A 12,450-nucleotide genomic window follows, 5' to 3' on the forward strand; every position below is an offset into this window, starting at 1 on the left:
TCAAACATTTTCTATTTTACATTTAACCAGTTATATATTATTTTTTTTCCATGTGGAGTAAGAATAGATTCAGGATGAAATTGTACTCCACATATATTATAAAAATTATGACGAATTGCCATAATTTCTCCTTTACTACCAATAGCTGTTATTTTTAAATCTTTTGGAAAATTATATGGAGATATCATCCAAGAATGATATCTTCCTACTTTTATTTTATTTGGTAATTGATTAAAAATAATTTCTTTTTTATCTATAATTTTTATAAAACTAGATACACCATGATATACTTTTTTTGTGTTTATAAGAGTTGCGCCAAAAACTTCTCCTATAGCTTGTAACCCTAAACATACCCCGAAAATACTTTTAGTAGAAGAATATGTTTTAATTAAAGGTTTTAAAATATTTACTTGTTTGGGTAAACCAGGGCCAGGTGACAATATAATTTTATCATATTTTTCTATATCTGAAAGCGTAATTTCATTATTTCTAAATACTTGTACTAAATTTTTTGTAGATTTTTTTATAGTATAAACAAGATTATAAGTAAAAGAATCATAGTTATCTAAAACTAATATTTTATTCATATATTTTTAGCTAATTCTATAGATTTAAACAATGCAATAAGTTTGTTATTTACTTCTTCTAATTCCTTATTTTCTTTTGAATCAGATACTATTCCAGCCCCTGCTTGAAAAAAAATAGTATTTTCTTTGCTTATAAAAGATCTAATTATTATAGCTGTATTAATAATACGATTTTTTATTCCAAAAAATCCTATAGCTCCACCATATGTACCCCTATTTTGATTCTCAATTTTGTCAATCAATTCCATAGCCTTATATTTTGGAGCTCCTGATAAAGTTCCAGAAGGAAATGTATCTCCAAAGATTTTAATAATAGATAAATTTTTTTTTACAGATCCAGATACTCTAGAGACCATATGTAATACATGGGAAAATTTCTCAATTTTTTTTAATATTTCTACTTTTACATCAGATGAATTTTTACTTAAATCATTTCTAGCTAAATCAACAAGCATAATATGCTCGGAATTTTCCTTAGGATCTTTTATTAAACTATTGTTATTATTTTTTATTGATCTTTTGATTGTACCAGCTATAGGATTTATGTAAGCAATATTATTATAAATGATTAATTGTGATTCTGGAGAAGAACCAAAAATTTTGTAATATCCATAATCAAAATAAAAAAGATATGGAGAAGGATTAATAAATCTTAAAGCACGATAAATATTAAATTCATCTCCTTTAAAATTTTGTATATACTGACGAGATAATACGATTTGATAAACGTCTCCACGTAAACAATGTTTTATTCCATTGGATACCATATTTTTATATTCATTATCTGTAACATTGGATTTACAATTTCCAATTGTATTAAATGAAAAAGATGAAAAAATTTTTTTTTTTATTATTTTTATTATTTGATTAATATTAGTATTTTTATTATTGTATTGGTATTCAATTATATTTAATTTATTTTCAAAATAGTTAAATATAATTAAGTTTCTATAAAAACCTATACGTATTTTAGGTACATTATAATATTCTTTAACAGGAACATAAAATTTGATTTTTTCAAAATGTTGAATACTATCGTAAGATATATATCCATATAAACCGGTATATTCATATGAATATTTATCACATGATGATTCATCAAATTGAAATACTTGAAAAAAATCATCAATTATATTTTGAATATTAAATTCATCATTAATAAATATATGTTTATGTATATTATTATTAGGATATAATATTTTTAATATATTTTTTTCTAATATTAACTCTGAAATAGAATTTATACAAATAATAGATATTTTATTTTTATAGTTATTTAAATAACATGGATTTGAAAATTCTAGTAATAAAGTATTAGGAAAGATATCTCTTAATTTTAAATATAATTCCACTGGAGTAGTAGTATCATTCATCATTTCTTTTCGAATTATTTTAAAATTAAATTTCAACATGTTCATGATTTTTTAATTTTTCATAAAAAAATGGTCTTCGTTAATTTAACAATTCCTAAATTTTTTTAATCTTGTTATCTAGATACCGTTATATTTTAACGTTATTTATTATAAATTTATGGATTTATTCCTGATTTATTAATCGACAAATATACAAAATTTTTATATCTATCATTAAATCATAAAAAATTTGAACGAAAACAAATAATGATAAAAATTATTGTGTATAAAATTGTATTAATGTTTAATAATATAAAATTTAAAAAATTATTTTCTTTAACAAAAAATTTTTAAATTACAATAAATTTTTTGAATTATGTATCCTGATATTTTAAAATATAGTAAAAATCATGAATGGGTAGGAATAATAAAACCTACGAAAGAAAATGGGATAAAAAAAGATGATAATCATGCTTATGTGGGGATTAGTTTTTTTGCTCAAAAAGAATTAGGAGACATAATATATCTGGATATAGAAAATTCTATAGTAGATAGAATAATAAAAAAAGGAGAAATATTTGGGACCATAGAAGCAGTAAAAACTATTTCAGATTTATTTATGCCTGTTTTAGGTAAAGTTTTAGAAATAAATGAAAAATCTGTATCCCATCCGGAATTTATAAATGAAGATTCTTGTAAAATATGGATAATAAAGATAAAAATATTATGTATTGAAGATTATAATAAATTAATGACATTAAAAGAATACGAAACTTTTTCAAAAAGTTTATAAAAAATTATATAATTTAATTTAAGCTAATCTATGATTTAGAATTGAATTAATAATTTAATTTTAATGATATGGAAAAAATTATATCTTACAATTTTCTTAACGATAAAAAGATATCAGATAAAATCATAGATTTTTCACATAAAAATATAAGTAGAGTTCATTTTTTTATTCCTTCTATTCATTGCAGTTCATGTGTATTTATTTTAGAAAGATTACCAAATAAATATAATGATATATTAAGTTCTAATGTAGATTATTTAAATAAAAAAATTTGGATAACTTATAATAATAATTATATAAAAATAAGTGATTTAGCTCTGATTCTTAGAAATATAGGTTATGCTCCATCAATTGACTTAGAATCATTTGAAAAATATGATTCACAAAAAAAATATCAACCTAAAAATAGAAATAAAATACAAAAAATTGTAATTTTTATATTTTGTTTTGGGAATATTATGCTTTTAGCATTACCAGAGTATGTAGGAGCAATGAATGATACATGGTATGTAAATCATCGTAATTTTTTTCGTTGTATGATGGTAATTTTATCTATACCAGTTTTTATCTTTACTTTATTTAATCATATAAAGTATGCTTTATTAGGAATTAAAGAAAATATAATTAGTATAGATGTATCTATTTCTATTGGAATATTAGTAATTTTTTTTTGGAGTTTATATGAAATATTTTTTGATTTAGGATCAGGTTATTTAGATAGTTTATCTAGTTTTTCATTATTTTTATTAATAAGTAAATTATTTCAAATACATACCCATAATAAAATTTTATCTTTTAATAAAAATTATAAATCTTGTTATCCTATATTGATAACAAAAATTAAAAATGGAGTAGAAAAAAAAATTTTTATATCAAATTTAAAAATAGGAGATGTTATTGTAGTAAAAAATGAAGAAATTATTCCAGTAGACTCTATATTAATTAAAGGAAAATCTCTATTAGATAATAGCTTTATAACAGGAGAATCTTACTTAATAAATAAAAAAATAGGAGATAAAATATATGCTGGTTCTAGACAAAAAGGTGAAGCTATCTATTTAAAAGTTATAAAAAATATAGATCACAGTTATTTAAGTATTCTATGGAAAAAAGGTTCTTCTAAAAGAAATGAAAATTATTATTTAAATTCTATTACCACAAATTTTAGTAAATATTTTACCCCTTCTATAATTATTATATCCTTAATAAGTGGAATTTACTGGTATATAATAAAAAATAATATATATAATGTATTTAAAACTATTTTTTCTACTTTGATAATAACTTGTCCTTGTGCTTTAGTACTTTCATCACCATTAATATTTGGAAATATAATAAAATTTTTTTCTAAAAAAGGATTTTATATCAAAGATACTTTAACAGTAGAAAAAATTTCATCTATAAAAACATTAATTTTTGATAAAACTGGAACCTTGACTGATCCTAGTAGAGAAAAGATTAATTTTATTGGAAAAAAAATTAGTTATAATGAAAAAAAAATGATAGCATCCTTATTAAAAAACTCTTCTCATCCATTTAGTCAAAAAATATTATCTAAATTATCTATAAAAAATTTTTATCATATAAATAATTTTAAAGAAATACCTGGTAAAGGTTTAGAATGTAAGATAAATAATTTTACAATAAAAATTGGATCCATGAAATATCTTAAATTATATAATTCTCAAACAAAAAATAAAACATTAGTAGCTATCTCTATAAATAATAAATTATTAGGATATTTTTGTTTTAGAAATTTTTATCGTAAAGGAATTAATAAATTATTTAATAATTTAAAAAAATATTATAAAATTATAGTATTATCAGGGGATAATAATAATGAAGAACAACAATATATAAAATCAATACTTCCAAAATCAAGTAAAATTTTATTTAATCAAAGTCCAGAAAATAAATTAAATTATATAAAAAAATTACAAAAAAATGGAATAAAAGTTATAATGTTCGGAGACGGGATTAATGATTGTGCAGCACTAAAACAAAGTGAAGTAGGAATTTCTGTATCAGATAATCCTACTAGTTTTTTTCCTAGTTGTGACGCTTTTATTCAATCTAATTGTTTAAATAAAATTTCATTTTTTTTAAAAATATCTAGAATTTCTTATTTATTAGTAATAATTAATTTTATGATTAGTTTATTTTATAATATTGTGGGATTATTTTTCTCTATTACATGTAAATTAAATCCTCTTATAGCGTCTATACTAATGCCAATTAGTTCTTTTTCAGTCATTATTTTTTCCATGATATCTACATGGATTATTTCAAGAAAAAATTTATGGATATAATAATTATAATGATATTATCTAGTATTTCTTTAGGTATTTTTTTTCTAATATTTTTTTTATTTAGTATTTATGATGGACAATTCGATGATTTAAATTCTCAAAAGATTAGAATTTTAATAGATGAAAATAATTATAATAATTTGAATAAAAAAAATATAAAAAATTAAATTAATTTAATATTATAAATGAAATTTAATATCAATAACAATACTAATAATTATAACTTAAAAAAATTCAAAAAAAGTTACTATAATAATAGTATAGTGAAAGCTTTTTTATATGCTACAATATTTTGGGCATTTATAAGTTTTTTAGCAGGATTATTTATAGCATTACTTCTTTTTTCACCAAAAATACCTGAGATTGTTTTTGGAGAAAAATTAAAATATACTCAAGGTATGTTTGGATTTGGTAGATGGAGAATGTTACATACAAACACTGCTATATTTGCTTTCGTAGGAAACATAATATTTACAGGTTATTATTATTCTTTACAACGTTTATTAAAAACAAGAATATTTAGTGATATTCTAAGTTGGATTCATTTTTGGGGATGGCAGATATTTATAGTTTCCACATGGATAACTTTTTTATTAGGAATTAATACAAGTAAAGAATATTCTGAACATGAATGGCCTATAGATATATTTATATTATTAATATGGATCATATACGGAATTAATATGATAGGAAGTATTTTAAAAAGAAGGATAAAACATTTGTATGTAAGTATTTGGTTTTTATTAGGAACATGGGTATCTGTAGCAATGTTGCATATATTTAACAATTTAGAATTACCTATATCTCTTTTATCATTTAAAAGTTATTCTATATATGCTGGAGTTCAAGATGCATTAATGCAATGGTGGTATGGACATAACGCAGTAGCTTTTATTTTAACCACTCCTATATTGGGGCTAATGTATTATTTCGTTCCAAAAGCTTCAAATCAACCTATATTTTCTTATAAACTTTCTATTATTCATTTTTGGTCTTTAATATTTATATATATATGGGCAGGTCCTCACCATTTAATGTATACATCACTTCCTAATTGGGCTCAAATGTTAGGTACAATATTTTCTATTATGTTAATTGCCCCCTCCTGGGGAGGTATGTTAAATGGATTACTTACTTTAAGAAGTGATTGGGGTAAAGTAAGAAAAGATCCTGTATTAAAATTTTTTGTTGTTGGAATTATTTGTTATGGAATGGCTACATTTGAAGGTCCAATGTTGGCTACTAAAACTTTAAATTCAATAGGACATTTTACAGATTGGGTAATTGCTCATGTTCATTTAGGAACTTTAGGTTGGAATGGATTTATGTCATTTGGTATCATATATTGGATAATTCAAAAAATTTGGAATACAAAATTATATTCTAAGTTATTAGCTAATATTCATTTTATTCTTGGTATCATAGGAATAATTTTATATATTTTTCCTATGTATCTTAGTTCAATCTTGCAATCATCAATGTGGAAACGTTTTAATTCAGATGGAACATTATCACACAAAAATTTTATAGATTCTGTAATATCTATAATACCGTTTTATAAAATACGATTTTTAGGTGGACTTATATATTTGATAGGTTTTATACTAATGATTTACAATATTATAAAAACAATTCAGAATGGATTTTTTATAAAAAATGAAGAATTTTTATATAACCCATTTTATTATAATGAAAAAAATAAAAATGAAAAATTTCATAGTTGGTTAGAAAGAAAACCTATTCAAATGATAATTTTATCTTTATTAGCAGTTGCAATAGGAGGATTAATTGAAATTATTCCTACTATAGTAATTAAATCAAATGTTCCTACTATTCATAATGTAAAACCATATTCTGCTTTAGAACTAGAAGGAAGAGATTTATTTGTAAGAGAAGGTTGTAATTCATGTCATAGTGCACAAGTTCGACCATTTAGAGATGAAGTAGTTCGTTATGGTGAATATTCTAAAGCTGGAGAATTTGTATACGATCATCCGTTTTTATGGGGTTCTAAAAGAACAGGCCCGGATTTAGCTAGAGAAGGAGGTAAAAATCCTAGTTCTTGGCATTATAATCATTTATTTGATCCTAGATCAACATCTTCAGGATCAATCATGCCTAGATATCCGTGGTTAATTTATAATAAATTAAATAGAATTGATACATATAATAAAATTAAAGCTATGATGAAATTAGGAGTACCATATAAATTGGAATACGTAAATACATATAATAATGATATGAATAAACAAGCAAAAAAAATTGTTAAGGATATTTATAGTGAATATCCAAAATTGGAAAAAGAAATAAATAAAGAAAAAAATGAATTTAAAGATAAATTTATACCTCTAGAAGATAGAGAAGTTATAGCATTAATTGCTTATTTACAAAGAATTGGTACAGATATAAAATCTTAAATTATAATAATAATCTAATAATTTGGAAAAATGTTATCATGAGATTTTTTAAAAATTATTTTACAGGAGAGAAAAATATAGGAATATTTCAATCAACTATATTAATAATATTTTTTTTAATATTTTTTTTTATATTATTTATGGTTTTTTCTAAACCAAAAGATTATTATAAAAATGATAGTTTAATAGCTACAGACAATAATTTTGATAAAAAAAAAAAAAATAGATAATCAATTATGAAATCTAAAATTTCTTCTTTTATTATGATTTCTTCTTCATTATCTATTATAATATTCTCATTTTATACTTTTCTTAAAAGTTATAATAAGATGTTTTATATAAAACATCCTATTACCATATTATTTATTATAATAATAATATTATTACTGATAATATTAGAATTTATTAATAATTTGATTTTTGAAAAAAAAATAGAATCATTATCTGAAAAAGAAAAAAAAATAATTCTTGAAAGAAATGAAGGAAATTATTTTTACTTATTTTATAAATTTTTATTTCACTATAATGAAAATAAAAAAATAAAAAAAGTAAAAAAAATAGATCATGGATTTGATGGAATCATAGAATTAGATAATAATATTCCAATATGGTGGACTCACTTATTTTTTTTAACTATTATTTTTTCTATGATTTATTTAATTTCTTATCTAACATTAGATTTTTCTAATCCTTATAAGGAATATAAAATAGCTTATGAAAAACAGTTAAAAGAAATTAAAATATTTGAAAAAAATACTCCACAAACATCTTTAAAAAAATCTTTTTTTAAAAAAAATTTAATAAATGATGGAAAAATATTGTTTGAAGAAAATTGTTCTACTTGTCATCAAAAAGATGGTAGTGGCAATATTGGTCCTAATTTAACAGATGATTATTGGATAAATATAGTAGAAAAAGATTTATATAAAAATATATTTTCTATAATATGGAATGGAAGTAAAAAAAATCCTACAATGCGTGCTTTTGGAGAATCTGGAGAAATCAAAGGAAATGATATTGAAAAAATATCTAGTTATGTCTATTTTATCAATAAGAAAAAAATAAAACCTAACAAACAAAAATCACCTCAAGGAAAAAAAATATTAATATGGAATATTAAATAATGTTTTTAAAAAAATTATTTATGAAAATAAAATTAGGATGGGATACTTCTATTATATTATCCATGGTAACTTTCATGAGTTTTATAATTTATATTGCATTTTTTTTCCCAAATATAGAAAGTCAACTTGTATCAGAAAAATATTATGAAGATGAATTGAAATATCAAGAGATTATAAATGAAAAAAAAAATGCATCAAAATTATCAGATAAAATCAATATTTTAACTTCATCTACTGGCATTAATATTATATTTCATATTTCTAATGGTTATGGTTCAATAAAGTTATTTAGATATTCTTCTAAAGATTTAGATTTAATCAGATATTTTGACTTATCTACAAGAAAAAAATTATTCATTAATAAAAAATTTTTAAAAAAAGGATATTATAAAGTAATAATAAGATTCAAAAATAATAAAGTAAAGTATTTTATTGAGAAAAATTTATACTGGAATAAATAAAAAAAAAAAAAAATAAATAAAATGAAAAAAATAAAAAAAGATCTTCGTGAAGAATCATTAATTTATCATAGTAAATTTCCGGCAGGAAAAATAAAAATTACACCAACAAAAAAATATAATAGTCAAAGGGATTTATCATTAGCTTATTCACCTGGAGTAGCGGAACCTTGCAAAGAAATTGTTAAATATCCTAAAAATGTATATAAATATACATCGAAAGGAAATTTGGTTGCAGTTATTACAAATGGATCAGCAGTTTTAGGATTAGGAAATATAGGTGCTTTAGCTTCTAAACCAGTAATGGAAGGAAAAGCACTTTTATTTAAAATATTTTCTGGAATTGATGTATTTGATATAGAAATTAATGAATCTAATCCAAAAAAATTTATAGAAATAATAAAATCTATATCTCCTACTTTTGGAGGAATTAATTTAGAAGATATTAAGTCACCAGAAGCTTTTGAGATAGAAAGAGTTCTAAAAAAAGAATTAGATATTCCTGTCATGCATGATGATCAAGATGGAACCGCAATTATTTCAGGAGCTGCCTTACTTAATGCAATTTTTTACGTAAAAAAAAATATTGATAAAATAAAAATGGTTATTAATGGAGCTGGTTCTGCTGCAATTTCTTGTGCTAGAATATATAAAAAATTAGGAATTAAATCAAATAATATCCTTATGTTTGATAGTAAAGGTTTATTACATCATTCAAGAAACGATTTAAATAAAGAAAAAAAAGAATTTTCTATTAATGAATCTTATCCTATTTTTACCTTGAAAGAAGCAATTAAAAATTCAGATGTATTTATTGGATTATCTATAGGAGGTATATTAACTACTGATATGTTAAAAAGTATGGCAATAAACCCCATTGTTTTTGCTATGGCTAATCCTGATCCAGAAATTGATTATAATTTAGCTATAAAAACTAGATCTGACGTTATTATTGCTACTGGAAGAAGTGATTATCCTAACCAAGTAAATAATGTAATAGGATTCCCATATATTTTTAGAGGTGCTTTAGATGTTCAAGCAAATATCATTAATGATAAAATGAAATTAGCAGCAGTGCATGCTATTGCATCTTTAGCAAAAGAACCTGTTCCTGAACAAGTAAATATCGTCTATAATAAAAAAAATATTTCTTTTGGAAAAGAATATATTATTCCTAAACCTTTTGATAATAGATTAATTATTAGAGTATCCCCTGCTGTAGCAAAGGCAGCTATGGATTCTGGAGTTGCAAGGAATCCAATTTCTAATTGGAAAATTTATAAAGAAATACTTCTAGATAGAATGGGATACGAAAGTAAAATTTTAAGAATGATACAAAATAGAGCTCGAACAAATCCTAAAAGAATTGTTTTTTGTAATGGTGAAGAGTATAATGTATTAAAATCTATTCATATCCTAAATGAAGAAGGAATAATTCATTCACCTACAGTATTAGGAAATAAGAATAAAATAAATAATTTAATTAAAGAAAATAAATTAGACATAAAATTAAGAATTATAGATCCAGAAAAAGATAAAAATAATATAATAATAGATAAATACGCAAAAATTCTTTGGAAAAGAAGATGTAGAAAAGGATTAACTCTATATGAGTCAAAAATTAGAATGAGAAATAATGATCATTTTGGATCTATGATGGTAGATCAAAATGAGGCTGATGTTGTCATTACTGGATATTCTAGGAGTTTTTCTTTAAGTCTAAGACCTATTTTAGAAGTTATAGGTAAAAAAAAATCTGATTTTAAAGTAGCTGGAATGATAATTTTATTGACAAAAAAGGGCCCCCTATTTTTAGCAGATACAGCAGTTATACCAGATCCTACAAGTGAAGAATTAGCTAGAATTGCATTGATGGCTTCTCATGTAGTTAAGGAATTTAATATTGAACCACACATCGCAATGTTATCATTTCAAAATTTTTCATCACGTTCAAAAACATCAAATAAGGTATCTAGAACTGTAGCATTTTTACATAAAAAATATCCTAAACTAATAGTAGACGGAGAATTGCAACCAGATTTTGCATTAAATGAATTTTTATTGTCTAGTAAATTTCCATTTTCTAAATTAGTTAAAAAAAAAGCTAACATATTTATTTTTCCAAATCTTGAATCAAGTAATTTAACCTATAAATTTATTAGAGGATTAGGTGAGGTTAAAACTATAGGACCTATTATGTTAGGAATGAATAAACCTGCTCATGTTATGCAAATGCAATCTAGTATAGAAGAAATTGTTAATTTATCTACTATAGCTGTGATTGATGCACAAATCAGAACTAACTAGACTAATAGTTATATTTTTCTATAAAATTACTTTTACCAAATAAACTAATTACTTTTTTTTTAAAAAAGAAATTATAATTAGATGTATAATAAAAAACTGATGGATTGACCCATTGTGTCGAAGATAATAATTTTTTTTTCTTTAATTTTTTTTTTATTTCTTTTACAACTATTTTTTGTATATCAATTAAATGTACTTTACCATTATAAAAATTACTTATTTCATGTTTGATATATAAATAATGAGTGCAAGCTAGTATTAATAATTCTATTGACTTTAATTGAAATAAATAATTACTTATAATATTTATTGATTTTTTTAAATTAAAATTATATTCTATGAAATAAGCTAATAATGGTATGGATATTTGAATAATTTTTAAATGATTATAATTTTCTTTTATTTTTTTTATATAAAAATTTGATTTAGCTGTAGAAGGTGTAGTAATAATACCTATATTTTTGTAAGATAAAAATATTTTATTTCTAACAATAGGATCTATTACATTAAATATTAATATTTTATTATTAAATTTATTTAAAATTATATCTAATGCATTGGAAGTGATTGTATTACAAGCTATAATAATAGCTTTACATTTTTTTTCATAAAGGAATCTAACTATTTTAACAGAATTATTAATAATAAAATCTTTAGACTTATTACCATATGGCATATTAGCGGTGTCTCCAAAATAGATAAAATTTTCATTTGGCATTTGATTTTTTATCTCTTTTGCTATTAAAAGACCACCTATACCAGAATCAAATATTCCTATAGGATATTTATCCTCATTTTTCATAAATTTAAATTATCCTTTATGTAATTATAAATTTTATATAGGTTTATTTTTTTATAATTATTTTTTTATGTAAATATTTTTTTAATCTAGATGCTTTATTTAAATGTATTATATTTTTTTTAGATAATTTATCTATCATGGAGATTACTTTGGGATAAGATTTTTTATCTTTATTAATTAATAATTTTTTTATAAGTGTCCTTGTACTTTTATATATGTATCTATTTCTAATTCGTTTTATACGATTTTGTCTAATTCTTTTTATAGATGATAAATGATTAGCCATATTTATTAATGTATT

At 21.8% G+C, this 12,450-nt stretch carries 12 protein-coding genes; 8 read left to right on the forward strand and 4 right to left on the reverse strand.

Annotated features, from left to right (window positions below):
* Positions 1-11 precede the first annotated feature (11 nt).
* Together H0H33_RS01020 and H0H33_RS01025 are read right to left on the reverse strand one after the other, a co-directional pair.
* The gene (locus H0H33_RS01020; protein ID WP_185878062.1) at positions 12-587 is read right to left on the reverse strand and encodes an anthranilate synthase component II; all 576 of its coding nucleotides are present in this window, start codon (positions 585-587) and stop codon (positions 12-14) included.
* The gene (locus H0H33_RS01025; RefSeq protein WP_185878063.1) at positions 584-1,999 is read right to left on the reverse strand and encodes an anthranilate synthase component I family protein; all 1,416 of its coding nucleotides are present in this window, start codon (positions 1,997-1,999) and stop codon (positions 584-586) included. The genes H0H33_RS01020 and H0H33_RS01025 overlap by 4 nt, the downstream gene beginning before the upstream one ends.
* Positions 2,000-2,315: 316 nt before the next feature.
* Between H0H33_RS01025 and H0H33_RS01030 the strand changes: the two genes are divergently transcribed.
* From H0H33_RS01030 to H0H33_RS01065, 8 genes are all read left to right on the forward strand, one after another.
* A complete protein-coding gene (locus tag H0H33_RS01030; protein ID WP_185878064.1) occupies positions 2,316-2,732 on the forward strand; it encodes a glycine cleavage system protein H in 417 nt (138 codons plus the stop codon).
* A gap of 68 nt (positions 2,733-2,800) precedes the next feature.
* Positions 2,801-5,041 carry a heavy metal translocating P-type ATPase gene (locus tag H0H33_RS01035; protein WP_185878065.1) on the forward strand — a complete coding sequence of 747 codons (2,241 nt, stop codon included), beginning with the start codon at positions 2,801-2,803 and terminating at the stop codon, positions 5,039-5,041.
* Positions 5,032-5,208 (forward strand): cbb3-type cytochrome oxidase assembly protein CcoS, encoded by a 177-nt coding sequence (gene ccoS / locus H0H33_RS01040; protein WP_185878066.1) that lies wholly within the window; start codon positions 5,032-5,034, stop codon positions 5,206-5,208. The genes H0H33_RS01035 and ccoS overlap by 10 nt, the downstream gene beginning before the upstream one ends.
* A gap of 18 nt (positions 5,209-5,226) precedes the next feature.
* Positions 5,227-7,458, forward strand: coding sequence for a cytochrome-c oxidase, cbb3-type subunit II (gene ccoO, locus H0H33_RS01045; protein ID WP_185878067.1), 2,232 nt, complete (start codon positions 5,227-5,229; stop codon positions 7,456-7,458).
* Positions 7,459-7,496: 38 nt separating this feature from the next.
* The gene (locus tag H0H33_RS01050; RefSeq protein WP_238785618.1) at positions 7,497-7,688 is read left to right on the forward strand and encodes a cytochrome oxidase; all 192 of its coding nucleotides are present in this window, start codon (positions 7,497-7,499) and stop codon (positions 7,686-7,688) included.
* A gap of 6 nt (positions 7,689-7,694) precedes the next feature.
* On the forward strand, positions 7,695-8,582 hold the full coding sequence (locus H0H33_RS01055; RefSeq protein ID WP_185878068.1) for a cbb3-type cytochrome c oxidase N-terminal domain-containing protein: 888 nt from the start codon (positions 7,695-7,697) through the stop codon (positions 8,580-8,582).
* Between the two features lie 20 nt (positions 8,583-8,602).
* Complete coding sequence (locus H0H33_RS01060; RefSeq protein ID WP_185878069.1) at positions 8,603-9,043, forward strand: FixH family protein; 441 nt, start codon at positions 8,603-8,605, stop codon at positions 9,041-9,043.
* A 21-nt stretch (positions 9,044-9,064) separates the two neighbouring features.
* Positions 9,065-11,347: an NADP-dependent malic enzyme gene (locus H0H33_RS01065; protein WP_185878070.1), complete on the forward strand. Its 2,283-nt coding sequence runs from the start codon at positions 9,065-9,067 to the stop codon at positions 11,345-11,347.
* Position 11,348: 1 nt separating this feature from the next.
* Here the strand turns inward: H0H33_RS01065 and murI are convergent, their stop codons facing one another.
* Positions 11,349-12,149, reverse strand: a complete 801-nt coding sequence (murI, locus tag H0H33_RS01070; protein WP_185878071.1) for a glutamate racemase — start codon at positions 12,147-12,149, stop codon at positions 11,349-11,351.
* Between the two features lie 43 nt (positions 12,150-12,192).
* Positions 12,193-12,435, reverse strand: a complete 243-nt coding sequence (rpsT, locus tag H0H33_RS01075; protein ID WP_185878072.1) for a 30S ribosomal protein S20 — start codon at positions 12,433-12,435, stop codon at positions 12,193-12,195.
* Positions 12,436-12,450: the final 15 nt, after the last annotated feature.

It is taken from the genome of Blattabacterium cuenoti, from assembly GCF_014252415.1.
Lineage (GTDB): Bacteria > Bacteroidota > Bacteroidia > Flavobacteriales > Blattabacteriaceae > Blattabacterium > Blattabacterium cuenoti_Y.

Bases quoted from the DNA above. Each gene is read 5' to 3' on its own strand.
- H0H33_RS01020 (WP_185878062.1), bottom strand. From the start codon at position 587: ATGAATAAAATATTAGTTTTAGATAACTATGATTCTTTTACTTATAAT.
- H0H33_RS01025 (WP_185878063.1), bottom strand. From the start codon at position 1,999: ATGTTGAAATTTAATTTTAAAATAATTCGAAAAGAAATGATGAATGAT.
- H0H33_RS01030 (WP_185878064.1), top strand. From the start codon at position 2,316: ATGTATCCTGATATTTTAAAATATAGTAAAAATCATGAATGGGTAGGA.
- H0H33_RS01035 (WP_185878065.1), top strand. From the start codon at position 2,801: ATGGAAAAAATTATATCTTACAATTTTCTTAACGATAAAAAGATATCA.
- ccoS (WP_185878066.1), top strand. From the start codon at position 5,032: ATGGATATAATAATTATAATGATATTATCTAGTATTTCTTTAGGTATT.
- ccoO (WP_185878067.1), top strand. From the start codon at position 5,227: ATGAAATTTAATATCAATAACAATACTAATAATTATAACTTAAAAAAA.
- H0H33_RS01050 (WP_238785618.1), top strand. From the start codon at position 7,497: ATGAGATTTTTTAAAAATTATTTTACAGGAGAGAAAAATATAGGAATA.
- H0H33_RS01055 (WP_185878068.1), top strand. From the start codon at position 7,695: ATGAAATCTAAAATTTCTTCTTTTATTATGATTTCTTCTTCATTATCT.
- H0H33_RS01060 (WP_185878069.1), top strand. From the start codon at position 8,603: ATGAAAATAAAATTAGGATGGGATACTTCTATTATATTATCCATGGTA.
- H0H33_RS01065 (WP_185878070.1), top strand. From the start codon at position 9,065: ATGAAAAAAATAAAAAAAGATCTTCGTGAAGAATCATTAATTTATCAT.
- murI (WP_185878071.1), bottom strand. From the start codon at position 12,149: ATGAAAAATGAGGATAAATATCCTATAGGAATATTTGATTCTGGTATA.
- rpsT (WP_185878072.1), bottom strand. From the start codon at position 12,435: ATGGCTAATCATTTATCATCTATAAAAAGAATTAGACAAAATCGTATA.